Annotated in this window: 25 protein-coding genes and 1 tRNA gene; 15 read left to right on the top strand and 11 right to left on the bottom strand. The window is 52.2% G+C overall.

Features of this window, described 5'->3' with window-relative positions; genetic code table 11:
• The first annotated feature begins 17 nt into the window (after positions 1-17).
• From hpt to VGN67_RS12575, 3 genes are all read left to right on the top strand, one after another.
• The gene (hpt, locus tag VGN67_RS12585) at positions 18-548 is read left to right on the top strand and encodes a hypoxanthine phosphoribosyltransferase (protein ID WP_327487194.1); all 531 of its coding nucleotides are present in this window, start codon (positions 18-20) and stop codon (positions 546-548) included.
• Between the two features lie 41 nt (positions 549-589).
• Positions 590-1,987, top strand: coding sequence for an MBL fold metallo-hydrolase (locus tag VGN67_RS12580; RefSeq protein ID WP_327487193.1), 1,398 nt, complete (start codon positions 590-592; stop codon positions 1,985-1,987).
• 109 nt (positions 1,988-2,096) lie between these two features.
• Positions 2,097-2,180 (top strand) — tRNA-Leu (locus VGN67_RS12575).
• Between the two features lie 106 nt (positions 2,181-2,286).
• Here VGN67_RS12575 and VGN67_RS12570 read toward each other — a convergent pair.
• Both VGN67_RS12570 and VGN67_RS12565 read right to left on the bottom strand, forming a co-directional pair.
• Complete coding sequence (locus VGN67_RS12570; RefSeq protein WP_327487192.1) at positions 2,287-2,745, bottom strand: MaoC family dehydratase; 459 nt, start codon at positions 2,743-2,745, stop codon at positions 2,287-2,289.
• A gap of 21 nt (positions 2,746-2,766) precedes the next feature.
• Positions 2,767-3,318: a CopD family protein gene (locus tag VGN67_RS12565; protein WP_327487191.1), complete on the bottom strand. Its 552-nt coding sequence runs from the start codon at positions 3,316-3,318 to the stop codon at positions 2,767-2,769.
• A 95-nt stretch (positions 3,319-3,413) separates the two neighbouring features.
• Between VGN67_RS12565 and msrA the strand changes: the two genes are divergently transcribed.
• From msrA to VGN67_RS12550, 3 genes are all read left to right on the top strand, one after another.
• Entirely contained in the window at positions 3,414-4,082 is a 669-nt protein-coding gene (msrA, locus tag VGN67_RS12560) for a peptide-methionine (S)-S-oxide reductase MsrA (protein WP_327487190.1), read from the top strand.
• Between the two features lie 475 nt (positions 4,083-4,557).
• Complete coding sequence (locus VGN67_RS12555) at positions 4,558-7,797, top strand: TonB-dependent receptor (protein WP_327487189.1); 3,240 nt, start codon at positions 4,558-4,560, stop codon at positions 7,795-7,797.
• A 31-nt stretch (positions 7,798-7,828) separates the two neighbouring features.
• Positions 7,829-9,388, top strand: coding sequence for a RagB/SusD family nutrient uptake outer membrane protein (locus VGN67_RS12550; protein WP_327487188.1), 1,560 nt, complete (start codon positions 7,829-7,831; stop codon positions 9,386-9,388).
• Between the two features lie 94 nt (positions 9,389-9,482).
• On the opposite strand, the gene VGN67_RS12545 is transcribed toward VGN67_RS12550, so the two are convergent.
• Positions 9,483-10,166 carry a nitroreductase family protein gene (locus tag VGN67_RS12545; RefSeq protein WP_327487187.1) on the bottom strand — a complete coding sequence of 228 codons (684 nt, stop codon included), beginning with the start codon at positions 10,164-10,166 and terminating at the stop codon, positions 9,483-9,485.
• Between the two features lie 104 nt (positions 10,167-10,270).
• On the opposite strand from VGN67_RS12545, the gene VGN67_RS12540 reads away from it, so the two are divergent.
• The 4 genes from VGN67_RS12540 to VGN67_RS12525 all read left to right on the top strand — a co-directional run bounded on the left by VGN67_RS12540 (position 10,271) and on the right by VGN67_RS12525 (position 12,723).
• Positions 10,271-10,771 carry a hypothetical protein gene (locus tag VGN67_RS12540; RefSeq protein WP_327487186.1) on the top strand — a complete coding sequence of 167 codons (501 nt, stop codon included), beginning with the start codon at positions 10,271-10,273 and terminating at the stop codon, positions 10,769-10,771.
• A gap of 191 nt (positions 10,772-10,962) precedes the next feature.
• On the top strand, positions 10,963-11,541 hold the full coding sequence (locus VGN67_RS12535) for a hypothetical protein (RefSeq protein ID WP_327487185.1): 579 nt from the start codon (positions 10,963-10,965) through the stop codon (positions 11,539-11,541).
• A gap of 127 nt (positions 11,542-11,668) precedes the next feature.
• Entirely contained in the window at positions 11,669-12,232 is a 564-nt protein-coding gene (locus VGN67_RS12530; RefSeq protein ID WP_327487184.1) for a hypothetical protein, read from the top strand.
• Positions 12,233-12,390: 158 nt separating this feature from the next.
• Complete coding sequence (locus VGN67_RS12525; protein WP_327487183.1) at positions 12,391-12,723, top strand: hypothetical protein; 333 nt, start codon at positions 12,391-12,393, stop codon at positions 12,721-12,723.
• A gap of 74 nt (positions 12,724-12,797) precedes the next feature.
• On the opposite strand, the gene VGN67_RS12520 is transcribed toward VGN67_RS12525, so the two are convergent.
• The 4 genes from VGN67_RS12520 to VGN67_RS12505 form a co-directional block, all read right to left on the bottom strand.
• On the bottom strand, positions 12,798-13,520 hold the full coding sequence (locus tag VGN67_RS12520; RefSeq protein ID WP_327487182.1) for an RluA family pseudouridine synthase: 723 nt from the start codon (positions 13,518-13,520) through the stop codon (positions 12,798-12,800).
• 219 nt (positions 13,521-13,739) lie between these two features.
• The gene (locus tag VGN67_RS12515) at positions 13,740-14,465 is read right to left on the bottom strand and encodes an ABC transporter ATP-binding protein (protein ID WP_327487181.1); all 726 of its coding nucleotides are present in this window, start codon (positions 14,463-14,465) and stop codon (positions 13,740-13,742) included.
• Positions 14,466-14,547: 82 nt separating this feature from the next.
• Positions 14,548-15,054 carry a hypothetical protein gene (locus tag VGN67_RS12510; RefSeq protein ID WP_327487180.1) on the bottom strand — a complete coding sequence of 169 codons (507 nt, stop codon included), beginning with the start codon at positions 15,052-15,054 and terminating at the stop codon, positions 14,548-14,550.
• A gap of 33 nt (positions 15,055-15,087) precedes the next feature.
• Positions 15,088-17,751 (bottom strand): hypothetical protein, encoded by a 2,664-nt coding sequence (locus tag VGN67_RS12505; RefSeq protein ID WP_327487179.1) that lies wholly within the window; start codon positions 17,749-17,751, stop codon positions 15,088-15,090.
• 169 nt (positions 17,752-17,920) lie between these two features.
• Between VGN67_RS12505 and atpD the strand changes: the two genes are divergently transcribed.
• From atpD to VGN67_RS12490, 3 genes are all read left to right on the top strand, one after another.
• Entirely contained in the window at positions 17,921-19,435 is a 1,515-nt protein-coding gene (gene atpD / locus VGN67_RS12500; protein ID WP_327487178.1) for a F0F1 ATP synthase subunit beta, read from the top strand.
• A 78-nt stretch (positions 19,436-19,513) separates the two neighbouring features.
• On the top strand, positions 19,514-19,756 hold the full coding sequence (gene atpC / locus VGN67_RS12495) for an ATP synthase F1 subunit epsilon (protein ID WP_327487177.1): 243 nt from the start codon (positions 19,514-19,516) through the stop codon (positions 19,754-19,756).
• Positions 19,757-20,069: 313 nt separating this feature from the next.
• On the top strand, positions 20,070-20,459 hold the full coding sequence (locus VGN67_RS12490) for a hypothetical protein (RefSeq protein WP_327487176.1): 390 nt from the start codon (positions 20,070-20,072) through the stop codon (positions 20,457-20,459).
• A 65-nt stretch (positions 20,460-20,524) separates the two neighbouring features.
• Here the strand turns inward: VGN67_RS12490 and VGN67_RS12485 are convergent, their stop codons facing one another.
• Positions 20,525-21,454: a hypothetical protein gene (locus tag VGN67_RS12485; protein ID WP_327487175.1), complete on the bottom strand. Its 930-nt coding sequence runs from the start codon at positions 21,452-21,454 to the stop codon at positions 20,525-20,527.
• A gap of 102 nt (positions 21,455-21,556) precedes the next feature.
• Here VGN67_RS12485 and VGN67_RS12480 point away from each other — a divergent pair, with 102 nt between their 5' ends.
• A complete protein-coding gene (locus VGN67_RS12480; protein WP_327487174.1) occupies positions 21,557-22,897 on the top strand; it encodes an APC family permease in 1,341 nt (446 codons plus the stop codon).
• Between the two features lie 11 nt (positions 22,898-22,908).
• On the opposite strand, the gene VGN67_RS12475 is transcribed toward VGN67_RS12480, so the two are convergent.
• From VGN67_RS12475 to VGN67_RS12465, 3 genes are all read right to left on the bottom strand, one after another.
• Positions 22,909-23,811, bottom strand: a complete 903-nt coding sequence (locus tag VGN67_RS12475) for a mechanosensitive ion channel family protein (protein ID WP_327487173.1) — start codon at positions 23,809-23,811, stop codon at positions 22,909-22,911.
• 138 nt (positions 23,812-23,949) lie between these two features.
• A complete protein-coding gene (locus VGN67_RS12470; protein ID WP_327487172.1) occupies positions 23,950-24,318 on the bottom strand; it encodes a DUF3127 domain-containing protein in 369 nt (122 codons plus the stop codon).
• Between the two features lie 103 nt (positions 24,319-24,421).
• The gene (locus VGN67_RS12465) at positions 24,422-25,561 is read right to left on the bottom strand and encodes a cystathionine gamma-synthase (RefSeq protein WP_327487171.1); all 1,140 of its coding nucleotides are present in this window, start codon (positions 25,559-25,561) and stop codon (positions 24,422-24,424) included.
• 144 nt (positions 25,562-25,705) lie between these two features.
• Here VGN67_RS12465 and VGN67_RS12460 point away from each other — a divergent pair, with 144 nt between their 5' ends.
• The gene (locus VGN67_RS12460) at positions 25,706-26,380 is read left to right on the top strand and encodes a TVP38/TMEM64 family protein (RefSeq protein WP_327487170.1); all 675 of its coding nucleotides are present in this window, start codon (positions 25,706-25,708) and stop codon (positions 26,378-26,380) included.
• Positions 26,381-26,408 lie beyond the last annotated feature (28 nt).

Genomic DNA, 26,408 nt, shown 5'->3' with positions numbered 1-26,408 from the left:
CCTTCTTACTAAGAGCTATGGTTACTGTTAAAGATAAAGTTTTCGCACCCTTCATCGAAAAGACCACGCTGGAACAGCGTATTGTGGAAATGGGAGGGGAAATCAGTCGGGATTATAAAGGCCGGAATCCGCTGTTTGTGGTAGTACTTAACGGGGCTTTCATGTTTGCGTCGGATTTGCTCAAAGGCGTAGATGTACTCTGCGAAATATCGTTTATACGGCTGGCCTCCTACGAGCAGACCCAGTCGACGGGGAAGGTAAAGCAGATTCTGGGCCTGGCCGAAACGGTACAGGGCCGGGAGGTGATTGTAATTGAAGATATCGTAGATACCGGACTGACCATGAGTGAGTTGGTAAGCCAACTCAAAGCGAAGGGGGCCGCTTCGGTAGAGGTAGTGACCCTGCTCCACAAACCGGAAGCGCTGAAAACGGCCATTGACCTCAAGTACGTAGGATTTGAGATTGAGAACCGGTTTGTAGTGGGGTACGGCCTGGACTACGACGGCCTGGGGCGTAACCTAGATGCTATATACGTACTGGCGGACTGAGGTCCGGCTCCCGATTTTCTATGTACTAAACCATTACCCTTATGCAGATCCAGTTCTTTGGAGCGGCCCGGACCGTTACCGGCAGCAAGCACCTTATCACTACCGAGCGTGGTACACGTATTCTGCTGGACTGTGGCTTGTTTCAGGGTATACAAACCGACGAGTTTAACCAGGATTTTGGCTTTAAGGCTTCGGAGGTAGACTACCTGCTTCTGTCGCACGCCCACATCGACCACTCGGGCCTTATTCCCCGCCTGGTGCGGAAGGGATTCAAGGGACCCATATACTGTACTGCTGCCACGGCCGACCTGTGCCGGCTCATGCTGCTGGATAGTGCTTATATTCAGGAGAAAGATACGGAACGGATTAACAAACGTCGCCGTCGGCAGGATCGTCCCGAGCTGGAACTTCTGTATAATGCGCAGGATGCCGAGCGCGCCCTGGACCTGTTCAGACCGGTCAGCTACAATCAGCCTTTTCAACTGGGCGATAGCGGCGTAGAAGCGTTTTTTACGGATGCCGGACATCTGCTGGGCAGCGCGGCCGTGCATTTGACCCTGCCCGACGCGGGTACTTACCGGAAGCTGACTTTTACCGGTGATATTGGCCGCCCCAATGACAGTATTCTGGGTAAGCCGGAGCCTTTCCGGCAGGCCGATTATATTATCTGTGAGTCGACCTACGGGGACCGCCTGCACGAGCCCCCAACCGATATGAAGGCGCACCTGCTGCGCATTGTACACGAAACCTGCGTAGAGCGGCGCGGGAAACTGCTCATTCCGGCTTTTGCCGTAGACCGTACCCAGGAGCTGATCTACGCCCTCGACCAGCTTTCAAGCGTGGGCCAGCTACCCCGCCTGCCGGTGTATATTGACAGTCCGCTGGCGGTGCGGGCCACGCGGGTGATGCAGGAAAACAGCGACTACTTCAACCCGGAAATTCTGGACTATATCGAGAAAGACGGTGATGCGTTTGATTTTCCCTACCTGCACTACATCTCCGACGTCGCCGACTCTAAGGCCCTGAACGGGCGCGATGAGCCTTGCATTATTATATCGTCGTCGGGTATGGCTGAGGCGGGCCGCATCAAGCACCACATCCGGAACAACATCGAAGACCCTAATACTACCATTCTGATTGTCGGGTACAGTGCACCCAATACCCTGGGCGGCGCCCTCAAGCGGGGCGACAAGGAGGTGAAAATATTCGGAGAAATCCTTGCCGTGAAGGCGCGGGTGGAAGTGATGGACTCTTTCTCGGCCCACGGCGACTACAACGAAATGATCGACTACCTCCTGTGCCAGGACCCGGCGCGGGTACAGCGGGTGTTTCTGGTACACGGTGAATACGAAACGCAGATTTCTTTTCGGCTTAAGCTGGAAAAGGCGGGCTTTCGGGATGTACACATTCCGGCCCTGTACGAAAGTGTAATCCTGTAAGAGAAGCAGATAGCCAGGTAGCAATAATTTTTTCCGGGATAGTACCGGCTATCTCTTGCTTAATTGAAATCGGTAGCTGTATATTTGCACTCCCTGATGTGTAATACTCGCCGAAGTGGTGGAATTGGTAGACACGCACGTTTCAGGGGCGTGTGGGGGTTGCCCTGTGCGGGTTCGAGTCCCGCCTTCGGTACATTGGAATATAAAAGCCTTGCAAGCAGCCGCTTGCAAGGCTTTTATATTTTCAGTCTGGTGAACTCCTGAAACATTTTGGGGTCGGTGGTGAGCGGGGAAGGTACTTACTCGTACAGTACCGAGATCAGCTCCGCTACGCAGGCGGGCTTTTCCTGCCCTTCCAGCTCGAAAATACACTGCACTATGATTTTAAGCCCGTGGTTGGGTACCTCTTCGGTTTCTAGCAGCGTGGCCCGCATACGTACCTGACTACCTGAAGGTACCACCGAGGTGAAGCGTACCTTGTTGGCCCCGTAGTTAACGCCCATCTTCACCGAAAGTACCCTGAACAGATCGGCCATGAGCCGGGGCGCCAGCGACAGCGTCAGGAAACCGTGCGCGACGGGTGTTTTAAAAGGAGAAAACTGCCGGGCTTTCTCGACGTCCACGTGTATCCACTGATGGTCGCCGGTGGCTTTGGCGAAGTCGTTGATCATGTCCTGCGTAATGGTCAGGTACGGACTTACACCTATTTCCTGACCGAGGCAGGAGGTTAGTTTTACCAGGGTTTCAAATGTTTTCATTCCGGTTTTTTTTAGTAAAGATTAAGGTACCTGTCCCTGTTTTTTTTCCCGGATCTTTTTGGCAATCCGCACGGCAGACATAATAAGTACCGCAAAGGCGATGAGCCCGACTACGCCCCAGATCCAGTCGAGGGTATTTTTAAGTACTACCAGAAACACGATAGAGAAGAGAAAGACCGTGGCTACTTCGTTCCAGAGGCGCAGCTGCAGCGACGAGAAGCGAAATTGTTCCTGCCGGATCTCCAGCAGCAACTTTCGGGAATAGAAATGGTACCCCAGCAACCCTAGCACAAAGGCCAGCTTGAGCTGCATCCAGCCCTGGTTGAGCCAGTCGGGGGTAATGTACAGCATGGTAGCGCCGGTAAGGAGCGTCAGCCACATGGCGGGCGTCATGATGGCGTTCCAAAGCAGCTTTTCAAATTTGGTAAACTGAGCGAACAGTACCTTGCGCTCCCGATCGGGCAGCGGCTGCGCCTCGGTATGGTACACAAATAGGCGCGGCAGGTAGAACAGGCCCGCAAACCAGCTTACCACAAATATGATGTGCAGGGCTTTGACGTGGAGGTAGGTCATACAAAACGGGTCATGACCGGCAGCCGGACAGCTAAACTTTCCCCGGCTACAGATCGTTAATGGGTATATCAGATCAAAAAAACAACATAGTTGGCATGAAAACAACCCTCCGGTTTTTTACGCTCGTGCTACTGAGCTTTATAACAGTAGTGTCTTACGCTCAATCAACCAAAAATCAACAGAAAAAAATGAATAACGAACCCACTTCATCCGCCGCCGGACTGCAAACCGCCACCTTTGGCACCGGCTGTTTCTGGTGTACGGAGGCCGTCTTTGAATCGCTGAATGGCGTTTATAACGTAGTATCCGGCTATTCGGGAGGGCAGATACCTAACCCTACCTATAAAGCCGTATGCGAAGGTACTACCGGCCACGCCGAATGCGTGCAGTTAAACTACGACCCGGCCAAAATCAGCTACGCCGACCTGCTGGAAGCTTTCTTCCGCAGCCACGACCCTACTACCCTCAACCGCCAGGGCAACGACGTAGGTACCCAGTACCGCTCGGTGATTTATTACCACAACGACGAGCAGAAGCAACTGGCCGAGCAGGCCAAACGCGAACTGGATAAGTCGGGGGCCTTCGGGAAACCCATCGTAACGGAGGTCAGTCCGACGGAGAAGTTTTATACCGCCGAAGCCTACCACCAAAACTACTTCGCCAATAATCCCGAGCAGGGGTACTGCGCTTTTGTAGTGGCCCCCAAGCTGGATAAGTTCAGGAAAGTGTTTAAAGACAAGCTTAAAAAGGAGCTGACCAACTAAGCCCAGGTACGGCTGGCCGATCTTATTTAATCCATAGAGCCAAATATTTCTGATGTCAGGCCCGGTTGTTTCGTAGCAGCCGGGCTTTTTTATGCAGCAAATTCTGAGCTTCGATAAGTAACTAGTAAACTACTTAATCCGTACCGTTTACTAAATTTTTTAAATTTTTTTATTAAATGTACCATCTTTGCATTTTTAACTGATAAAATATTATTACTTTCACTTCGCTTTAGCCCACCACTTTTCCTGATACTAAAAGTTTTCTTGATTCTAAGTCTGGATTTTGGTGAGAGGATAACTAAAGCCAAAAAAAGGTATATAAATATTTGGATAAAAAATATCGTATTTTTGTAAAGAGCCTGTTCAATTTAATACTACGCCTATGTAAAAATCGCCTTTTTACTTTAAGAGCCTCAGAGGTAATCTATTGATGTCTTACTAATGGTAAAATTTTATTACACCTAACGCTAACCCAATGAAACAAACCACTACTTCTCCCGGTATGTCCTCTTTCAGGAACATACCCTATCGATTTTTGCCGCTGCTGATGGTACTTGCCTGTACCGTTAGTGCTAACGCCAGCGATATTCGCACACCAAATTCAGTTATAAAAAACGCAACCGTTGTTGAAAAAACCGTTCGGGGTAAAGTAACCGACAAACCGAGCGGGGATGGCCTGCCGGGCGTAAGCGTGATCGTGAAGGGAACCAGCCAGGGTACCACTACCAACGGAAGCGGCGAGTATACCATTAGCGTGCCCGATAATGGCGCGGTGCTGGTTTTTAGCTATGTGGGTTATTTGAGCCAGGAAGTGGCAGTAGGGAACCGTACTACCATTAACCTGTCCATTGAGCCGGATACCAAAGTACTTAACGAGGTAGTGGTAATCGGGTACGGTACGGTTCGCAAATCAGACCTAACCGGAGCGGTATCGGGCATCAAAGAAGCCGAACTTATGGAGCGGCCAGCGTCCTCGCTTAACCAAATGATGGCCGGCAGGATGGCAGGTGTTCAGGTCAATAATAACTCGGGACGCCCCGGTGGCCGGTCTACGGTCAGGATTCGCGGATTCAGCTCCATCAACTCCTCCAACAACCCGCTGTATGTGGTTGACGGCGTGTTGCTGCCCCAGTCTACGGGTGATCAGTTCAGTAATGCCATTGACTTCATCAACCCCAACGATATCGTATCGGTCGAGGTGCTGAAAGATGCCTCTTCAACGGCTATTTACGGGGCGCGGGGTGCCAATGGCGTTATCCTGGTCACAACCCGCAAAGGTAAGGCGGGCGAAACCCGTATCACCTACGATACACAGTTTAGCGTCAATACCATTGGCCCCAATAAGCCACAGGTACTCAACGCCAAAGAATACTTAGCGGTTGAAGAACTGTCTTATGCCAACATTCAAAAGTATGATCCCGCCGGCTGGGCGTCAGGCAAGTACGCCAACCTGGATCCGATGGTGCGCCGGAAAGCCTTCAGCGAAAAGTTTCCGGGTGTATTTCGGGAAGAAGGTGGCAAATTCCTACCCAACTACGACACCGACTGGTTTCGGGAGTCGAGCCAGAACAAACTCTCGCAGAACCATCAGCTTGGTTTCGGTGGTGGCAATGATCGGACTCAGTATTCACTTTCCATAGGCTACCGTGACGATCAGGGTTTGATCAAAACATCGTACATGAAGCGGTATTCAGGTCGGTTCACGATTGACGATCAGGTAAAATCATGGCTAAAATTGAGCGGTACGTTGAGTTATAACAATCAGTCAGATCGGCTGGTTGACATTAACGACGCGGTGGCGCGGCAAATCGTGGAAGACTTCCCGTTCCTGCCCGTGAGATACGCCGACGGTACCTTTGCCAACAACCGCGATTATCCGCTGGCCGAAGGAACTATGAGCTCGGTACACCGCCTGATGGGTCGTAAGTACATTCAAAACACGCAGACCACGCTGGGTAGCCTGGCCGCAACGCTTAGTCTTGCACCCGGCCTGCAGTTCAAGAGTATTTTGGGCGTAAACGTCCAGACGCAGGAGGTTAACCAGTCGCAGACCCGGACGCTGAACATCGGCGGCAACGGCAACGCATCGGTCAATAACCGGAAAGAAACGTTCTGGTCACTGGAGAACCTGCTAACCTACAACAAGCAGTTTGGGGAAGATCACTCGGTTGACGGACTGCTGGGTATTTCCTGGCAGGAAACCAACGTGTTCTCCATTGGCGGGGGCATAAGCAATTTTGCCACCGACTATTTTGGCTTCAATAACCTGGGTGCCGGTGCTACCAACCCGAGTATTGGTTCCAATGCCTTCCGGTTTGCGTTCAACTCGTACTTTGGGCGTGTTAACTATGGCTACAGAAACCGCTACCTGTTCACGGCAACAGCCCGCGCCGATGGGTCGAGTAAGTTTGGTGAGAACAACAAATTTGCGGTGTTCCCCTCGGCAGCCGTAGCCTGGCGCGTATCTGAGGAGGACTTCCTGAAAAATAACCCAATTATCTCGAACCTGAAAATTCGTGGTAGCTACGGTCTGACGGGTAACTCCGAGATTCCTTCTTACGCGTCGCTGTCGTTACTGAGTTCCAACTACGCCACTATCTATAACGACAACCGCATAAGCGGCACGGGTATCAACCGTCTGGCCAACCCCGACCTGCGCTGGGAGAAAACAGCGCAGACCGACGCCGGTATCGAGATTGGCTTGTTCAAGGGCCGCATATCGCTCGAAGCCGATTATTACTACCGCCTGACTACCGACATGCTTTTAGATGCCCCGGTACCCCGATCAAGCGGATATGCCACCATCCGGCGTAACGTAGGGTCAATGGAAAACAAAGGCTTTGAGTTTGCCATAAATACCGTCAATATTGAGAGGGGCAACTTCAGTTGGACGTCTAACTTCAACCTGTCGCTGAACCGCAATAAAGTGCTGTCGTTGGCTACGCCGTCAGATATTTTCAACGTAGGTGGTCCCAACTTCACCAACCCTACCAACATCATTCGGGTGGGTGAGCCGGTGGGTTCCTTCTGGGGGTTAACCCGGCTAGGTGTCTGGAGCGAAGCTGAGCGCGAGGAAGCGGCTAAGTTTAAAAGCTACCGCAACGGCCTAACCATGCTGCCAGGCGATATTAAGTACCTGGACGTAAATGGCGACGGCGCTATCACCGACGCCGATCGCAGCATCATTGGCAACGGAAGCCCCAAAGGCTGGGGAGCTTTCAACAACAACTTTAGGTTTGGCAACTTCGACGCCACGCTGGAACTACAGTTCATGTATGGCAACAAAGTGATGCTGATGAACCTGCACCCCAGCGAAGACCGTCAGACTCTGGCTAACAGCTATACCTCCGTGCTGGGTGCCTGGACACCCGACAACCAGGATTCACAAATTGCAGAAATCCGCGATACGCGTGCTGGCTACGTAACCAACGTAGATACCCAATGGATTAAAAATGGCTCGTTTCTGCGTGGTCGTAATGCCCTCATTGGCTACACGTTCCCATCGGCAGTTACCAACCGGATAAAATTGAACCGCCTGCGGGTGTATGCTTCGGCACAAAACTTCTTCCTGCTTGTAGAAGATCCCATTGTGGGTGATCCGGAGGTTACTCCAACCAACCAGGGTGGCGGCAACAGTGCCTTCTCGCAGGGCATGATCTGGCACAACTACCCTAAGCCAACGACCTATATGGTTGGTCTGCAAATTGGTCTTTAATCACAACGTACGTAACACATTGATAACAATTATGCGACAATCTTTTGTAAAAAACATATCACGGGTGCTGCTATGCGGCATTGTGCTGGCCGGGCCAATGGGCTGCTCGGATTTCCTTGACGAGAAAGACCCTTCCAACCTCACTCCCGATAGCTTCTATAGCATTCCCGACCATGCCGAGGCCGCTTTGGCTGCGGTCTATGCCGATCTGAGGTTTATGGGCGGCGGAGCCGGTATTTTCTCGGCCAACTGGCAGTTGCTCGAAGCCCTGACGGGTACCTCGACTACCGAAACGGCGCAGAACTCCGACCTCAATAACCTGTATAGCCTGGTTCATGACGGTAACACCGTCCACGTGGTCAACTACTGGAACGGACTCTACCGCGTTATTGCCAACGCCAATCAGGTACTTGACAAGGTACCGGCCATTACACCCATGAACGACGCCCAGAAGGCCAAGATTCTGGGTGAAGCCCGGTTCCTGCGGGCGTCTGCCTACTTTACGGCCGTTCGGCTTTGGGGGGATATTCCGCTCATTACCACCCCCCAGACTGCCACAACCGACCAGTTCTCGCCCACCCGTGCACCACAAGAGGATGTGTATAAGCTCATAGTAGATGACCTCGTCGCGGCCGAAGCGGCTGGTCTGCCCTGGATGGACGTATCGGGCCGGGCCAATTTGGCTGCTGTAAAAACACAACTGGCAAAAGTGTATCTGACGATGGCGGGTTTCCCACTTAGCAAGGGTGCGTCGCACTACAAATTAGCCGCTGACAAAGCCTTTGAGGTTATTACCTACGCCAATGCTAACCCAGGCACGATCAACCTGTTTACGAATTACAGAGACGTACACAGTGAGACCACCGAAAACCGGCTCGAACACCTGTTCATGATCCAGTACAACACGGTTGTCGCGGGTAACCCGATGGAGAACTTCTACCCCAATTTCAAACCCGTTACCTTCAACGGGCCGGGCGGAACGGGTAGTTCGGTGCCAACACCTGCATTTTACAAATCGTACGAGGCGGGAGATTTGCGGGCCAAAGACCAGGATGGCTATTTTTACACCAGTTATTTTACCAATGGCAACGGAGCGCCGTTCGAACTGGGCGCGCCCTATGTTTTCAAGCACTTTAACCAAACCTCGGCAGGTAGGTCTGGTGTGGCTGGTACACGACAAAACAACCTGAACGTGCCCCAGATCCGCTACGCCGAAACGCTGCTGATTTACGCCGAAGCACAGAACGAAGTGGGTGGGCCGACGCAGGCCGCCTACGATGCCATGAAGCGCATTCGGGATCGGGCCACGCTGACCACGCCCGCGCTTGGTACGTTTAGCCAGGCCAGTTTCCGCGAGGCTGTCTGGCGCGAACGGTGGAAGGAACTCTCCTACGAGCAGATCACCTGGTTCGATATGTTGCGTTTGCGGAAGGTCTATAACGAAACGACCAATGGTTTTGACAACTTCGTGGGTCACATAAACCTAAGTTCCAACCAACCGCTACAGCAGAAGCACCTGTTACTACCCATACCAACTCAGGAATTGCTCAACAACCCGAATCTGAAAACGCAGAACCCGGGTTATAACTAATACCTAGTCTCTGAATACCTAAAACCGCCCCGGTCACTACAAGTACCGGGGCGGTTTTTTTATGCCTTCTTTTAAAATAATAAGTACCTGTTGCTTACTCATACCAGACTGTTACCTCGTCGGCCGATTTACGCTGTATATCGGGAACGGTGGCATCGGGGGCCGGGTACCCGACCGGAATGAGGAGGAAAGGTTTTTCGTGAGCGGGTCGCCCCAGGAGGCGGGTCAGGAAGTCCATCGGACTGGGCGTGTGGGTGAGGGCTACCAGCCCCGCCTGGTGAACGGCCGTCAGAAAAAAACCTGCGGCCAGTCCCACCGACTCCTGTACATAGTAGTTCGTGTGTTTATGACCGTTCTCATCGAGATCATAGATTTTCCGGAAAATAATAACCAGCCAGGGGGCAGTTTCGAGAAAAGGCTTACGCCAGTCGGTACCCAGCGGAGCCAGGTCGCGAAGCCACTCCTCACTCATGCGTCCGTGGTAGCTGCGGTACTCCTCTTCTTCGGCTGCCTGCCGTATCTGTTGTTTGAAAGCAGGGCTGCTTACCGCACAGAAGGTCCAGGGCTGCTTATTGGCCCCCGAAGGCGCCGAGGAACCCGTCATGATCAGTTGCTCGATGATGTCTCTGGGTACCGGGCGGTCAGAAAAAAAACGCAGGGAGCGGCGCTTTTCCATCCCTTCGTGGTATTCCCGGCTACGGCTTCTCACTTCATCCTCGGGCAGCCCCGCCGCCTCAAAAGGAATGGCTTTATACGGTTCATCCGCGTTTTTATACATTCTAACAAGCCATTTGCTAAGTTGACAACCTCCTTTGTTTAGGGAGAAATAAAAAAAGCTTTACTTTGTTCAATAATTACTCACCCAAACAATTCTAATAGCACATGAAAAAGTTTTTCGCAACACTGTTCTCTATTGCCCTGTTTACACTGGCAACCCAATCTGCTTTTGCTCAGTATGAAAAAGGCGACAAATTATTAAACGTAGGTATTGGTTTAGGTTCCTATGGTTACGGGAACATTGGCTTCGGTGGTTCCTTTGAAGTAGGTGTACACGAGGCTATAAGTGTAGGTGTACTGGGGGGCTACTCAGGTACATCTTACATTGGCTACAACTGGTCCGTACTTACTATCGGTGCACGTGGTTCCTACCACTTTAACGAACTCCTCAACCTGGACAACGAACAACTGGACCTTTACGCAGGCTTGGGCCTTGCCTACCGTAATTATAGCTACGGAGGGATAAGAGACAACTTTGGTTATAATCCTATTGGCCTTTTGAGTCATATAGGTGGACGTTACTACTTCAAACCTAATATGGCAGCATTTGCGGAATTAGGTTCTGGTTTCAGTGCTCTACAGGTTGGACTTACCTTCAAGTTTTAATAGACCACGAATACTGAAAGAGCGTGAGGCAGCTGCCTCACGCTCTTTTTTTGAGTTTTCGGGCAGAAGCCCTTTCCTTCGTCTGTTTCAAACTTTGTTTAATCGGCTTTATTATGAAGAAAACAGCTTTACTATTCCTACTTTTTCTCGTTTTCGGTATTTCGGCTTGTCAGAAGCGCCAGTACCCGCCAATGGGTAAACCCCGGTTTGACAGTTTCAGCTCCCAAAAGGCATCCGCCCCCATCGCGACGACTGAGGTACCACCCGCCCAGGTACCTGCTGCGGTGGAAACAAACCAGGTGATAACCGCTTCGGCGGCCGAAGGAATTGAAACGGTAATTGGGGGAGAATCTGTCGAAGGAGCCGTTCCGGCCGCGGCCGTCGGGAATCAGACTGCTGTCCGAAAAACTCCCGGCAACTCGTCCTGGAAAGAACGGCTCATTATCAGTAAAGCCGAGCAGAAACTAAGACGTACTGCTACCACTGACCAGGGAAAGGCCGCTGCAAAAACAGATGCGGTATCGTTAGTATCGTTTTTTGCGGGGCTGCTTGGGCTGGCTTTACTGATAGCGGGCCTGACCCCAGCGGCTTTATTGGTGGGCCTGGTAGGTTTTATACTGAGCCTGGTTGGGCTAAAGCGGGTAAAGAAAGGGCTGGCTACGCGCGCATCAAAAGGCTGGGCCATAGCCGGTCTGGTACTCAATGGCATACTAATGCTGGTACTTCTTTTTTTTATTGTATTCTTCCTGGCTTACGCGGCTGCCTCCTGAAAGGCCTTCCTATTTCGGTGTTGTATTAACTTTTGTATTCAGTACTTATTACATGAAAAAATCATCTTTACTCCTCCTTATTCTTCTTGGTATTCTTTCGGCTTGTCAAAAGCGCCAGTACCCGCAAATGAGCAAGCCCCAATTTGAAAGTTTCGGCTCCCAAAAGGCAACACCCGCCCAGGTACCCGCCCCTCCGGTAGCAGCAGAGGCGCCCGCCGCTGTCATGGCCTCCTCCGCAGCGGGGGTGGAAGCCGTACTGGAAGCAACGAATGAAAACTTAGCCGCTATGCCGGCCGAAGCCATAAAGGCTTTACCAGTGGCGGAAAAAGCACCGGTTAAACTCAACTGGAAGGAACGGCTGGTGGCCAAAAAGCTGGAAAAGAAAATGCAGGGTACTTATTCTTTGAAGAGAGCGAGTGCCACAGGTACATCCAAAACCATCCCCCTGCTATCCCTGGTTTTTGGGGGGCTTGGCCTGCTGATGTTACTTTTGAGTATCATTCCCGGGCTGGCCATTCTGTTCGGGATAGCGGGCCTGGTGCTGGGTATTGTTGGGCTGGGTGAAGTAAGAAAAGGGAAAGCTCCGCGTTCATCCAAATTCATGGCTTTACTCGGATTAATCTTCGGGGCCGGCGTCATAGTACTACTCCTGGCCGCCGTAATTTTCATTGCCGCCTTTGGCTTTGCCTGAACATAAGTAGGACGCTTTAATAAATGTACTAAAAAATTATAGCAGCAATAAAAAATGTAATCTATAATTAAGATATTTATACCGTGAAACAGACTTCACAGCTTTTTATTTTTTAATACCCCCTCCTTATAACTATCTGTACTTTAAACGCAATGTGAATGAAGAAAACCTTTCTAGTGCTCTTTACCCAATGTAGTATTCTTATTGCTTATGGCTCTGCTCCGGCTACTGCTTCGGTGGTAACGGCCCCTGTGGTAGCAGCCCCCGTGGTAACGGCCACCGTGGTAACGGCCACCGTGGTGGTAGCCCCGGTGGCAGCCATGGCTGTTAAGCAGGCTTATGTACCCGCTGGTGCGGCCATGTCTACCAAAGCGATTAAGAGTATCGGTAAAGCCGGCAATGCAACTGCCGTGCAAACCTGGGAAAAACGAATTATTGTAAAGCTACTGTCTGCTATTTACTTTGTTATTGAAGCGTTCGGCTTTGTATGATCCTTTTTTTCTGTACTTACTAAAAGAGAGGGCTGCCTGAAGGCGGCCCTCTCTTTTTTGTACCCAATAAGCGTTTAAACGCCAAACTTATCCAGTTGCTTTACCAGTACATCAAAGTCCTTGGGGTAGGGGGCTTCAATCCGTATGGGCTCACCGTCCATGAGCGCAAAGGATAGGGAATGTGCATGCAGGGCTACCCGCTGAATGAGCGGCTGCTCTTCGGTTTCCTTCTTAAGATTAAACTTCCGCTTCAGGCTCGACAGGAATATGGGCTCTCCGCCATACTGCGGGTCGTTCACAATAGGCGCTTTCAGGCACGACAGGTGGATACGGATCTGGTGCATGCGGCCCGTAATGGGAATACACTCTACCAGGGTATAGCCCCGGTACACCTTTAGGGTATTAAATATGGTTTCGGCTATTTTACCGTTGGTTTTGTCAATTTTTACGGCCGTACCATTTTTCAGGGGCATAATGGGCAGGTACACCGATATGCTGTCCAGGTCGTGGATACCGTTGGCTACGGCATGGTACCGCTTCGTAACCTCGCGGTGCTCAAACTGCATGGACAGGTGCCGGTAGGCTTCCGGTCGCTTGGCAAAGGCTAGTACGCCGGAGGTTTCCTTGTCGAGGCGGTGGGCGGCCTGTAGGTCGGGGTGGTACTCTTTGGCCAGGCGCAGTACGCTACCGCCCCGGTCGGCGGTACGTTCGTCGAGGGTAGCCAGGTGAGGGGGTTTGTTAACGAGCAGAAAGTCGTCGTTTTCAAAAAGGATAATATCCGAAAAATTGATTTTCATAAGCAGGTCTCAGGTAATCCGCCGCTGGCTGATTAGCCTTACATAATTTTAAATGACTACTGAAAAGGTACTTGCTGCGCTACTGCATACATTAATCAGAACCAGAAGTAGGTACTGATTCAGGGAAAACAAAAAATCTTCCGGCCAAAGTTCGGAAGATTTTAAGAGAAAATGGGGTTCAAAGTACCTTTCACCAGGAACAGTAGATAATGACAGGCCTTATTCGGGTGTTTCTTTGGCCAGATGCTCTACTTTTGTTGGGTTAGGGTTAAGAGTATCGGATTCGACGAGGCCGTCGCGCAGGCGAACAATTCGGTGGGCGTAGCGGGCTATGTCTTCCTCGTGCGTTACCATTACAATGGTGTTGCCCTTGCTGTGGAGCTGGTCGAAGAGGTCCATAATTTCGTAGGAAGTCTTGCTGTCGAGGTTACCGGTAGGTTCGTCGGCCAGCAGAATACTGGGGTCATTGACCAGGGCGCGCGCTATGGCTACCCGCTGGCGCTGCCCGCCCGATAGTTCGTTGGGTTTGTGTCCGGCGCGGTTTTCCAGCCCTACGTTACGGAGGGCCAGCATGGCTTTTTCGGTGCGGGCAGCCTTGTTGAAGCCCGCGTAGATAAGCGGCAGGGCCACGTTTTCCAGCGACGACATCCGCGGGAGCAGGTTAAAGGTCTGGAACACAAAACCAATCTCTTTGTTACGAATTTCAGCCAGCTCGTTTTCGCTCATATCACTCACATCCTTGCTGTTGAGTACATAACGGCCGGAGGTAGGGGTATCCAGGCAGCCAATGATATTCATCAACGTAGACTTACCTGAGCCCGAAGGTCCCATAAAAGCGACGTATTCGCCTTTATTTACATCAATACTTACTGACTTCAGGGCCTCTATCACCTCAGTACCCATAATATAACGCTTGGATATATGGCTGGTTTCAATAATTTTCATACTTCCGGGGTAGTTTCACTATTGGACAGGTAACTGATTATTTGTCGTGTATTTTACTATTTATAAGGTACTTGTTGCTGAACTAAAGATGCATGAGCAGCCGCGCCAACGCGGGAATAGAGACGCCCGCCAGCACCATAAGCCGGAACCGCTGCCGGAAGTAGCTATGCACGTACAAACCTACCAATACGATGGCCGGGTGCAGGTAATCGTACTGTATGGTACCACCTCCACCCTGCCAGGGGCGGGCCGCTACGTAGGTTGCTTCTTCGTCGGTATGCCTCACTGACCATTTGTACCGGCTCCACTGCTGGTAGTTCCATTGGTACTCTTCTCCTTCGTAGGTAATGGTCGCCGATGTAGGAAAACGCCTGAACTTAACGCTGCCCAGTACTTTTTGCCCTTCAATATCCAGGATACGTGCACTTCGCTTACCAAAGCCTTTGGTATCAAAACGAACCAGGTACCCGTTGTATTCGCCGTAGGTGTCGGTCCCCCAGGAGCCCCTTTTCAGAATACCCACAATCACTTTCTCTCTAAAAATCCGGTACTCGCTCTGCCAGCCGACTGTCTTCCAGTAAATATCCATAGGGTAGTAGGGGTACAGGTCAAAAATAAAGAATCAACGAAAGTCTTCCCGTTGTTTTTCGATGAGTGCTTTCCTGGGCTGATAGCGTTCCCTAAAAGCCTGATAGTCGGCAGCCGAGGTGTTAGCCTCCACCCGGGCTGCACCTTCATCGGCCTGTTCCAGCAGGCCCATGTCCAGGCTGAGCAGGGCGTACTGTGCCCACAGCCCCGCCGCGCGGTCGTTGAAGCGGAGGGCATCAACCACTATCTGGTAAGCTTTTGTGGGTTGTTTTTGTTGGCGGTAGTACTCCGAGGTACTTACTACTACGCCGGCATTCAGCGGATTGGCCCGCAAGGCTCTTTCATAACTACCGGCCGACGGGTTGGCCCGCGCTGCCGTCAGCAGGGAGTCGGCCTGACCCACGGGCCGGACGCCATCAGCGAGGCTTTCCTGCAGGGCCTGTACCGACGGATTGGGGCCTTCTTTCTGTAACCTTTCGAGTAGGATAGTCGCTACGGCGCCCTGTCCGGCCAGGGCCTGCGCCACCGCCTGCCCCAGCAAACCTTCCGGCCCTTTGACGAGCGCCAGTTGCTCAATAGCCTGGTCATACAGGCCGAGCTGAAGGTACCAGTGCCCGAGTATCTTGCGGAACAGCGGCTCTTTTTCGCCTCCTTCCTCCACCCAGGCCGTCATGATGGCCAGTGCCCGTAACTTATCACCACTGTAAAATTCCGGGTAGAGCGAGGCCAGCAGCAGGTCATCAACCAGGTAGGGGTTTTTGTCGGCCAGCTGGGAAGCCAGCCGAATGGGCATACTGTCGGTACGGGCCTGGTTCAGGGCGTAGTTGTAGATATAGGCCAGCCCCGATACATTCAGGAGCGAGTCAGCGGGAATAGCTTCTTTGCGGAAACGACGCTCCGCGAAGTTCTGGCGGAGATTCTGAACGGCCAGCCAGTTGGCCTGCCAGGAAGGGTACTCTTTTTCATCCAGCTGCTGTACCAGCGAGTCCAGCAGAGGGGCGTCGGTATTGCGGGCCCAGATTGCCAGCAGATTGGTAGCCGGTACTTCACTTCGCTGGGCGGTGCGTTCGGCGCGGTCGAGGTAGTGATAGGCCGAGTCGGCCAGATTGGTGCGGGCGTAGAGCATACCCAGGTTATTGAGTAATTCACCACTTTTAGGAAAGGTAGTAATTCCTTCGCGAAGGCTGAATACCGCATCAAAGAACAGGTTTTCCTGCACCAGTACATTGCTGAGTCCTACGTAAGCCTGCGGCGAAGGATTCTTGAGCGTAGCCTGCCGGAAGTAAAAGGCCGCCGCGGTGCGGTCGCCCTGGCGCAGGGACAGGGAGGCCAGGGCGTAGTTGGACTTGTGGTTCTGGAACTCCTGCTGCAGCGCCAGTTTGTAGTACTGCTCGGCCAGCGCATACTCGCGGGTAGTGGTGTAAAGGTCGCCCAGGCCGTTGAAGTACCCGGCTACGGCCTGATAAACAGGGAGCAGAGTTTGGGTGGAAATCAGGACAACGAACCCGGCAAAACCCAGCAGGCGCGTTTGGGTCAGCCCGAATTTCAGGGGCTTGTAAAGTATTTTATGTACCGCCAGCCCTTTCTCGAACAGCGGCAGGAAGTTGGCCAGGATATAAAACAGAAACAGCAGACCCATGGCCAGTTGTCCGTTCACGACCACATCTTCCAGTACTTCCAGCAGGGGGTCATTGGCGGTGGCGGCCACATACCCGCCAAAGGCTGCCGTAATGATAAACAGCCCTACGTACCACCAGAAGCTTCCCTCGCGGTAGTACAGTATGCCATTGGTCGCTTCACTGCGGGCGCGGAACCCCCATATACCCAGCAGTCCGGCTACTATGGCCAGCACGGCCGGACTCACCATGGGTACGTCCCATTCAATCTGGCGGGTATTGCGCAGAAACAGCATCAGTAAGTAAATCAGGTATAGTATACTGATAACCAAAAAATTGGTAAGCGACGTGCGTCCCATGCCTATCCGGGAGGTGGTACTGAGCCACACCAGGCCGGCCATGATTTCGGTGGCGGAAATGAGCAGAAACAGAGCCGACAAAAACAGCCACATGGGCAGCGAGTAAGTCGCCGCGGTCAGGTCGGGGTGGGGGACCGTAGCGGTAAAGGCTACCAGTAAGGTCAGCCCGGCCGATACCCCTAAAAAAGAAAACAGGCGCAGGGCTATCGACGCTCCGGGGCGGAAGGCATGAAAAAAGTAGCTCAGACCGGTGTAAAGTACCAGGGCCAGAATAAAGAAAGCACGGCTTCCTTCGCCGAACAGGCCCAGGGTTTCGGTTTGGGAAGCCGCCAGCAGCAGAATAAAGCCAACCATACTACCCAGGTACCAGAAGCGCGGCAGGGTTGTCAGGCCGGCCAGCAGCAGGGACAAACCAATGAGGCCCAGGCCCAGAAAAATACGGACCGCGCCGAAATCCACCTCCATGGTAGAAGCCACAAACTGCTCCGTAACCAGGTAGGACGGTACCGACACGCCGTACTGCCAGTTGTCGAGCCGGATTACGTCCACGGCCGTAGACAGGTCCGACAATTCACTTAGTATATCCCAGCGGACCACATTCCCCAAAGGGTCCAGAATTTTAATACAAAAAAATACCAGCGCCAGCAGCAGGATAAACAGCACTCCAAAAGCAATGCGCAGTTCACCGGAAGACCAGGCTTTCTGAAAAAACAAGTATCTCATGAGTTATCAGCTCTCCTTTCTCAAAATTTCTATACGCTTTTTCGTTAAATCGGCGCTTATTTCTAAAAAATATCCAATAAATGAAGCCATGGTCTATTGGTACTGACCAAATTATCTTCTAATTTTGCGGTCTTGAAAATAACCTCTTGACGATAACTATATTCTTACAATGGCAAACGTGACAAACATAGGAAAAATTACACAAGTAATTGGACCGGTTGTAGACGTATCGTTTGAAGACAGCGAGCGCATCCCGGCTATTCTGGATGCGTTGGAAGTCGTAAAACCGAATGGTCAAAAAGTAATACTTGAATGTCAGCAGCATCTGGGTGAGGACCGCGTTCGCACCATCGCGATGGACGGTACCGAAGGTTTGCAGCGTGGCATGGAAGTAAAATCATACGGCTCACCTATCCTTATGCCGATTGGTGAGGAAATCAAAGGCCGCCTTTTCAACGTAGTAGGTGACGCCATTGACGGACTCCAGTCGGTTGACAAAACCACCGGTATGTCTATTCACCGGGCGGCTCCCAGGTTTGAGGATCTGGCTACCGGTACCGAAATTCTTTTTACCGGTATTAAAGTAATTGACCTGCTGGCTCCTTACGTAAAAGGAGGTAAGATTGGTTTGTTTGGTGGTGCGGGAGTAGGAAAAACAGTATTGATTCAGGAGTTGATCAATAACATCGCCAAGGCCTACGCGGGTCTGTCGGTGTTTGCCGGAGTAGGTGAGCGTACCCGCGAGGGAAATGACCTGCTGCGCGAAATGATTGAAGCCGGTATCATCAGGTACGGTGAAAACTTCAAGCACAGCATGGAAAACGGCGGCTGGGATCTTTCCAAAGTTGATTACGAAGAGCTGAAAGAATCACAGGCTACTTTCGTATTTGGTCAGATGAACGAACCTCCCGGAGCCCGGGCCCGGGTAGCCTTGTCAGGACTGACGGTAGCGGAGTACTTCCGCGACGGCGACGGCCAGGGTCAGGGACGCGATATCCTTTTCTTTATCGATAATATTTTCCGCTTTACGCAGGCGGGTTCAGAGGTATCGGCCCTTTTGGGACGTATGCCTTCGGCGGTAGGATACCAGCCCACACTGGCCACCGAAATGGGTGCCATGCAGGAGCGTATTACCTCTACCAAGCGTGGTTCCATTACCTCGGTGCAGGCGGTATACGTACCTGCCGATGACTTGACTGACCCCGCTCCGGCTACTACCTTTGCTCACCTTGACGCCACTACGGTATTGAGCCGTAAAGTATCTGAGAAGGGTATTTATCCCGCGGTGGACCCTCTGGACTCTACTTCACGGATTTTGTCGGCCGAGACGCTGGGTGAAGCCCACTACGACTGCGCCCAGAACGTAAAGAACATTCTGCAGCGTTACAAAGAGCTTCAGGATATCATTGCCATTCTTGGTCTGGAAGAACTTTCCGAAGACGATAAGCTGGTAGTATCGCGGGCCCGTCGGGTGGAGCGCTTCCTGTCGCAGCCTTTCTTCGTAGCTGAGCAGTTTACGGGTCTGAAAGGCGTACTGGTTGATATCAACGATACCATCAAAGGCTTTAACATGATCATGAATGGTGAGTTCGATCACCTTCCTGAAATGGCCTTCAACTTGGTAGGTACTATCGAAGATGCCGCAGCCAAAGGAGAGAGAATGCTCGCCGAAGCAACCAGATAATTGATTCAAGGTAGCTATCGGGTAAAAACGCTTCCTGGCCACTACTACCCGATAGCTACTACCTAACAGCAGATAAGTATGAACTTAGAAATAATCACCCCCGATAAGAGAGTATTTTCCGGCGAGGCTATAGCCGTTACTTTCCCGGGTACCGAAGGCCAGTTCCAGGTCCTCAACAGTCACGCTCCGCTGGTAAGTACGCTGGGGCGCGGCGACGTGGTAGTGGACACGGGTGCCGTGAAGCAGGTCTATATAATTGACGGCGGTGTGGTAGAGGTCTTGAACAATAAAGTACTTGTGTTGGCAGAGGCCGTACTATAAGATAAAAAAGTAAAACGTGGAGAGGCAGGAACCGGCAGGTTCCTGCCTCTTTTTTGTTGGGCAGTACCCAGCCCGAAGGGCTACGCTATTTCTGTTCACCACCGAACAAAAATGTTCGGAATCGAACGCCGCTTTTTAACTCTTTACTATTTTTACAAATATTCAATATTTGTATTTTATTGATAGGCAGCATGTTGATTGAAATTTTTGAAAAAATAATCTTTGGTCTGGCAAGTGGCACGGACTTTTCAATAATTAAATCAAATAGCCAAAAAGAAAAATAAATTAGCCATTAAAAAAACATCTGTTAGCCATGAAAAATGTAATTTCAACTGTCCGCACTTTGTTATTTGCTTTCGCGTTGTCACTTCCCCTGCTGAGCCAGGCCGACAATCACTTTGTAGGTCCCGAAAAACCTAAGAGCTTTACCATGGGTATGTACCAGGTACTCAATTCGTCTAAAATTAACCTGAGCATTGCCAAGGCCGCTACCGCCCGGATGACCATCCTGATTAAAGATAGTGACGGTAACCTGCTGCACCGGGAAACCCTGGCCAAAGGCATGGAGTACTACAAGCGGAAATTTGACCTGAAAGAAATGGGTAATGGTACCTACTACTTTGAGTTAATTACCAACGGGGAAACTATTACTAAAAAAGTAACTTTATCCACCACCAGTAACCAGCAGATAGCGCTGGAATAAGAGAATAGCCGGATGAGCTTGATCAACCACGGGGAACCGCTTTTGTTAGCGGTTCCCCGTTTGTTTTATCGGGGTACAAACCCCGTTACGCCCAGTTGGTTCCGGAGGGTGGTGTCGGCGGGGGCGTTGTGATTCCAGTAGTCGGAGCGGAGGAGGCTGGTCCGGACAGCCCGGGTCGTAAGTACCTTCCCGCGCGACGTATAGGTTTCTTCCCAACCCGCTATCTGATGCGGGAAAGCTTTTTCAAAAACAATGCGCAGCTCACGGCTGGAGTCCGGGTAGAGCAGGGAGTACACCGCCAGTGCTTTACCCGTAAAGGCAGGACCCGTGTAGTCGGTCATGGAGCCAATCGCCGACAGCGGCTCAAGCGCCTGGCCGGTAAGGCGGGCCGCGTAGGCGGCCGGCACTACGTCGGTACTGCCTATGGGTAGCAGCTCGGGCGAAAGGCGCACGAACGTCCAGATCTCATCTTCCAGCCAGGCCTCGCCGATGGTACCCTCTACGTCGCCTTGCCTCTCAAAGTACGAGCGCCCCAGTACATTATAGCCGGTGCCGCGCCGGTTGAGCTGGGTATAGGTTTGTCCGCACCAGTCCTGCGCCGACATCGTCACCTTGAGGCTGTGCGCAAAGTCGTCGGTATTGACCGGCGTAAAAACGGAGGTATAGAGGGAGTAGTCGTAAATGCCCGTTACGAAGCGGCGGATGCTGTTGAGCTTTAGAACAGTAGTGGCGTCGCCCGGGTTATCTTCCGACTCGAGCTTGACTTGCTTGTCCGTCAGGAAATCTTCGGTAACAAATACCAGTACCGCCTCGCCCGGATTCCGGGTACCGTACTGTACCTGTTGCAGGCTATAGCGGCTGATTTCGGCCTGGCCGTTGAACCAGTAGTCGCGGAAGGGCTGGGAGGGCTCAAAGTCATCTCCGTTGCCCGGCCGGCAGGCCGTAAGCCCCGCCAGGCACCAAAGTATGACAAGGATAAAGGTTATCTTCTTCATGGAGCCAAGGTACAGGTTTATGTTAAAAATATCCAGGTTATCTGTCGGGGTATGCGAAAGTTTCGGTACTTTCGGAATGGTAACATTTACTCCTCCTCCCGCATGCAGCCTACTTCAGCTACTCCCCGCCATGAGCTTTTAAAGATACTGGGCGTTGGATTTGGTATCGCCGTGACCATCGGAGGTACCATTGGTACGGGTATCCTGCGCAAGCCCGGCCCCATCGCCGCCCAACTGGGCGACCCCTGGCTGATCATGGGGGTATGGCTGGCGGTTAGTCTGTATGCATTTTTAGGTACCCTGTGTACCATTGAGTTGGGTACTTCTATGCCCAAAGCTGGTGCCTGGTACGTGTATGCACAACGGGCATTTGGCAACTACGCAGGTTTTGTAGTAGGCATTAATAGCTGGCTGGGTACCTGCGCGGCACTGGGCTTTGGCGTATACACCATGAGCGAGTACATGGCGCTCCTGCTGCCCGGGCTGGAAGGACAGGAGCCGTATGTGGCCGTAGGACTGTTGCTGGCTTTGACAGCGGTACACTGGCTGGGACTGGCGCTGGCCAGCAATTTTCAGAATGTAATGAGCTTTCTTAAGGCCATTGGATTGTTTGCATTTGTGGCGATCTGCTACATCTATGGCCAGGAAGTATCGGCGGCCGACGCTCTGGCTACTACCAGCCAGATTGCTGAGACAGGAAGCTGGCTGGGGCCTCTGATCTTTTCCTTGCAGGCGGTATTTTATACCTACGACGGCTGGCATACGGCCGCTTATTTCACTGAAGAAGACCGCGACCCTACCCGCAACCTGCCCCGCTCCATGATTGGAGGCGTGCTGCTGATTATTGTGATCTACCTGCTTTGTAATGCCGCTATACTGTACATTATGCCCATGGATGTATTGGCCCGGTCGAAACTGGCCGCGGCAGATGCCATAGGGCTTATTTTTGGTGAAAGTTCGGGTAAGATCGTGACGCTGTTCCTGATGATTTCGATACTGGGTATTGTCAATGCCCAGTTACTCTTTAACCCGCGGGTGTTGTACTCCATGAGCCGCGACGGTCTGTTTCTAAGGGCAGGGGCGCGCGTCAATCGGGGAGGTACGCCGGCACTGGCTATGCCCCTGACCGCCGCCCTGGCCATTTTGCTGATTCTGATCGGCAAGGAAGCCACCGAGAAGCTTTCCGACATCGCTACCTTCTTCTTTGTACTGGGGCATACTTCAGGTTTTGCTTCGCTGCTGGCGCTGCGCCGGAAAGAGCTCAAACTGCCGCGTCCGTGGAAGGTACCGGCCTACCCGGTACTCCCAATCGTGATGCTGATTGCTTCAATTGCCTTTCTGATAGGCGTTGTGGTACAGGATATGCCCAGCAGCCAGTACGCGCTGCTCTTTATGGTGATTAGTTATCCGCTGTTCCTGCTGGTGCGGCGGCTGAACCGGTAAGTCAGTCTGTTTTACTTTTGGGTACCATTCAGGACTTTCACATCCATCTCCGAAAGTTTCTCGCCCCCTTTGATGCCAAAGTCCAGGGTCCGGATCGGGAACGGGATCATGATATCATTCTGGTCGTAGGCTTCCTTGATATGCATGATGGCCTCGTGCCGGCCCTGTAGGTAGGTAGGCTGTGCCGCGGAGTTGAGCCAGATTCGCAGACTAAAATTGATAGAGCTATCTCCAAACTCCTCAAAAAACAGCGTCACCTCCTCATTCGGGTCGCGTACACTGACCTTCTCGGCGGCTCTGACGGTTATATCTCTTACTTTCTGAAGGTCATCACCATAGGATACCCCCACCGTCAGGTCCATCCGGCGTCTGCCCAGGGTGGTAAAGTTTTCGATAGAGTTCTGGAAAACTTCTTTGTTAGGTATAATAACCCGCTGGCCCTGTAGGGTACGCAGCACGGTGTCGCGCAAGTTAACTTCCAGTACTATACCAAAGTAATCGTTGGTCTTAACCAGATCACCGGCCCGTATTGGATGCCGGAACGACAGAAAAATACCCGAAACAAAATTGGCCGCAATGTCCTGAAAGGCAAAAGCCAGCGCCAGACCCAGAATTCCCGCACCAGCCAGAATAGAGGTAACGGCTTTATCGAGGTTGAGAATGCTAAGCGCAATAAAAATGATAACACCGACGAAAATGGTGTATATCAGCGAGGCAAAAAGGGCATTGACAGTTCCGTGCGAGGATACTCTCTTGATTAGCCGCAGGGCCAGTTGTTTTATAAATCGGGCAATAAACAACCCCAGTACCAGTACCAGAGCGGCCAAAATAATATTGGGCAAAAGCCGTATGAGTTCCTTCGCCCAGGTGTATAGTTTATCAGAGAGTAATTGAAATGCCTTATTAATATCCATAGTAGACAGGGGACTATCCTTCTACTACAACCATGACTAGTAGGAAAGGTTTGGGAAGAAGAGGATCTTCGGCAGGGGGAGAGGCAGGCGAAAAAAAACAAAACCTAAAAAAAGGAGAGCCCCGGGCTCTCCTTTTTCTTAGAAAGGTAAATCGTCGGATTCGTCTTCCGAAAAGGTCATACTGGGGGGCAGGGGCGAAGCAGCCTGCGAAGCGTCCGAGGAACTACGGCCACTGTCGGCGCTGCCGGCTTTTTCTACTTTCCAGGCTTTTACTTCGGTGTACCACCGTTGGTTATACTCACGGCTTTCTACGTCAATGGAGGCAGTGACGTTATCGCCTTCTTTCAGATTAAACTGATCAATTTTATCACCCCACATGGTAATACATACCTTGCGCGGGTACTGGGACGGAATTTCGAGAATGAATTCCTGCTTGCGCCATGTCCCGTTTTTTCCCTGGCCCGACACTTCCGGGAGCAGCGAAACAACTTGTCCGGTTAATTCCATTTATACGTTTTTTTAGAATACAATGCTGGATTGATACTGGTGATTGATAAACTCAAAATTACGGGTTTTACCCTGTTTTACCAAGCTTTTGCCCCGGCAAAAGCTAGCCAATCGCATTTTCCAGATCCGCAATCAGGTCTTCCACATCCTCAATACCCACGCTCAGCCGGATCAGCGTATCTTTCAACCCGCCTTTCAGGCGTTCCACTGCCGGTATGCTGGCGTGGGTCATACTGGCCGGGTGCGTACAGAGCGACTCCACCCCACCCAGTGATTCCCCCAGGGAGAACACCGTCAGGCTTTCCATCACCCGCACGGCCTCTTCGTACACGTCGCCTTTCAACTCAAAGGATACCATGCCGCCGAAGCCCCGCATCTGGCGCGCGGCCAGTTCGTGGCCGGAGTGGGAGGGGAGGCCGGGGTAGTATACCTTGCCTACTTTGGGATGATCCAATAGCCACTGCGCTATGCGCCCGGCGTTTTCGCAGTGGCGTTGCATGCGTATGTGGAGGGTCTTGAGGCCACGCAGTACCAGGAAGCAGTCCTGCGGGCCGGGTACGGCGCCGCTGGCGTTCTGGATAAAGGCCAGCTGCTGGGCCAGGTCAGAATCGTTCAGGACCAGCGCCCCCATAACCGTATCGGAGTGGCCGCCGAGGTACTTGGTGACGGAGTGCATCACAATATCTGCCCCCATATCCAGCGGATTCTGAAGGTAGGGTGTAGCGAAGGTATTATCCACCACACACATAATGCCCCGGTCGCGCGCCAGCTTCGCTACGGCTTCGATGTCAATGATCCGAAGCAGCGGATTGGTAGGTGTTTCCACCCAGATCATTTTGGTTTTATCCGAAATAACCCGTTCTATGTTGGCAGTATCGCTCATATCCACAAAGTGAAACACCTGTCCGAAGGGCTCGAATACGCGCTTCATGATCCGGTAGGTACCTCCGTAGAGATCATTGGTACTAATGATTTCGTCGCCGGGGCGAAAAAGCTTAAGTACCGCGTCGGTAGCGGCCAGTCCCGAAGCGTAGCAGATGCCGTGTTGGCCGTTTTCGAGGGCCGCCAGGGCTTTTTGCAGCGCCGTGCGCGTGGGGTTGTGGGTGCGGGAGTACTCGTAGCCCTTGTGCTTGCCGGGGCTTTCCTGCACGTAGGTAGAGGTCTGGTAAATGGGGGTCATGATGGCACCGGTAGTAGGGTCAGGCTCTACGCCCGCGTGTATGGCTTTGGTTCCGAATCGCATGCCGATGTATATAGGTTAGTAAGAGTAATAGTCTTCGCATTCTAAACAGGCGCATCTGTTGTATTGTTGGAATAAATAAGACAGATTCCAATGCTTTATACAGGGAGCCTGTTTTCCTTTGTCCCCAAATTAACAAAAAGACTTTTGGCTAACTCGTTTCTTCGTAAGTACCCGCTTCCGCTTCTCCTAAGTACCCTACTGACGGTGCTGCCCCTGGTTACCAGCTCGCTGGTGACGGGTTGGGCCATTACCCACGAAGGTACCCTTACCGGCTGGACGATGACCCAATGGGTACTGCTGACGGGCGGGCTGGCGGTAGCGTCGGCCCTGGCGCTGGTACCGCCGGGTTTTCTGGCGCTGGTGTACGGGTACCTGCTGGGGTGGATTTCGCTGCCCCTGCTTTTCGCCATGAATGTAGTAGCCATTGCGCTGGTGTATACGCTGGCCCGGTACCTTAAGGCCGACGAAATGCTACGGTACCTGGAAGCGGCGTTTCCAAGGGTCAGGTCTATCCTGGCGCGGTTTCGGGAAGATCAGCTGCGGCTTATATTCTTTACTAAACTGTCGCCGGTACTTCCCTTTGCCGTTACTAATCTGCTGTTTGCCCTGGCGGGGGCGGGTCTGCGCCGGATGCTGCTGGGGGGCGCGCTGGGTATGGTACCCCGTACTATACTTACCGTCTGGGCCGGGACCAAGGCCAAGGAGATCCGGTACCTGCTGGAGCACCCCAACGAAGGACTTGCTACGCAGGTACTTCTGCTGGCGCTGCTGCTGGTTTCGACGGTAGGAATCGGCTGGTTTTTCCGTTCAAAAAAATGAGAGGCCACTATGGCCTCTCACGTTCATC

The sequence above is a fragment of the Telluribacter sp. genome (genome assembly GCF_035998675.1).
Lineage (GTDB): Bacteria > Bacteroidota > Bacteroidia > Cytophagales > Spirosomataceae > Telluribacter.
This window is presented reverse-complemented; position numbering and strand designations above follow the sequence as displayed.

Coding starts and splice junctions, on each gene's coding strand:
- VGN67_RS12570 (WP_327487192.1), bottom strand. CDS start 2,745: ATGAAAACATTTGAAACCCTGGTAAAACTAACCTCCTGCCTCGGTCAG.
- VGN67_RS12525 (WP_327487183.1), top strand. CDS start 12,391: ATGAAGAAAACCTTTCTAGTGCTCTTTACCCAATGTAGTATTCTTATT.
- VGN67_RS12520 (WP_327487182.1), bottom strand. CDS start 13,520: ATGAAAATCAATTTTTCGGATATTATCCTTTTTGAAAACGACGACTTT.
- VGN67_RS12505 (WP_327487179.1), bottom strand. CDS start 17,751: ATGAGATACTTGTTTTTTCAGAAAGCCTGGTCTTCCGGTGAACTGCGC.
- hpt (WP_327487194.1), top strand. CDS start 18: ATGGTTACTGTTAAAGATAAAGTTTTCGCACCCTTCATCGAAAAGACC.
- VGN67_RS12490 (WP_327487176.1), top strand. CDS start 20,070: ATGAAAAATGTAATTTCAACTGTCCGCACTTTGTTATTTGCTTTCGCG.
- msrA (WP_327487190.1), top strand. CDS start 3,414: ATGAAAACAACCCTCCGGTTTTTTACGCTCGTGCTACTGAGCTTTATA.
- VGN67_RS12480 (WP_327487174.1), top strand. CDS start 21,557: ATGCAGCCTACTTCAGCTACTCCCCGCCATGAGCTTTTAAAGATACTG.
- atpC (WP_327487177.1), top strand. CDS start 19,514: ATGAACTTAGAAATAATCACCCCCGATAAGAGAGTATTTTCCGGCGAG.
- VGN67_RS12545 (WP_327487187.1), bottom strand. CDS start 10,166: ATGTATAAAAACGCGGATGAACCGTATAAAGCCATTCCTTTTGAGGCG.
- VGN67_RS12540 (WP_327487186.1), top strand. CDS start 10,271: ATGAAAAAGTTTTTCGCAACACTGTTCTCTATTGCCCTGTTTACACTG.
- VGN67_RS12510 (WP_327487180.1), bottom strand. CDS start 15,054: ATGGATATTTACTGGAAGACAGTCGGCTGGCAGAGCGAGTACCGGATT.
- VGN67_RS12555 (WP_327487189.1), top strand. CDS start 4,558: ATGAAACAAACCACTACTTCTCCCGGTATGTCCTCTTTCAGGAACATA.
- VGN67_RS12565 (WP_327487191.1), bottom strand. CDS start 3,318: ATGACCTACCTCCACGTCAAAGCCCTGCACATCATATTTGTGGTAAGC.
- VGN67_RS12465 (WP_327487171.1), bottom strand. CDS start 25,561: ATGCGATTCGGAACCAAAGCCATACACGCGGGCGTAGAGCCTGACCCT.
- VGN67_RS12470 (WP_327487172.1), bottom strand. CDS start 24,318: ATGGAATTAACCGGACAAGTTGTTTCGCTGCTCCCGGAAGTGTCGGGC.
- VGN67_RS12530 (WP_327487184.1), top strand. CDS start 11,669: ATGAGCAAGCCCCAATTTGAAAGTTTCGGCTCCCAAAAGGCAACACCC.
- atpD (WP_327487178.1), top strand. CDS start 17,921: ATGGCAAACGTGACAAACATAGGAAAAATTACACAAGTAATTGGACCG.
- VGN67_RS12550 (WP_327487188.1), top strand. CDS start 7,829: ATGCGACAATCTTTTGTAAAAAACATATCACGGGTGCTGCTATGCGGC.
- VGN67_RS12580 (WP_327487193.1), top strand. CDS start 590: ATGCAGATCCAGTTCTTTGGAGCGGCCCGGACCGTTACCGGCAGCAAG.
- VGN67_RS12475 (WP_327487173.1), bottom strand. CDS start 23,811: ATGGATATTAATAAGGCATTTCAATTACTCTCTGATAAACTATACACC.
- VGN67_RS12485 (WP_327487175.1), bottom strand. CDS start 21,454: ATGAAGAAGATAACCTTTATCCTTGTCATACTTTGGTGCCTGGCGGGG.
- VGN67_RS12535 (WP_327487185.1), top strand. CDS start 10,963: ATGGGTAAACCCCGGTTTGACAGTTTCAGCTCCCAAAAGGCATCCGCC.
- VGN67_RS12515 (WP_327487181.1), bottom strand. CDS start 14,465: ATGAAAATTATTGAAACCAGCCATATATCCAAGCGTTATATTATGGGT.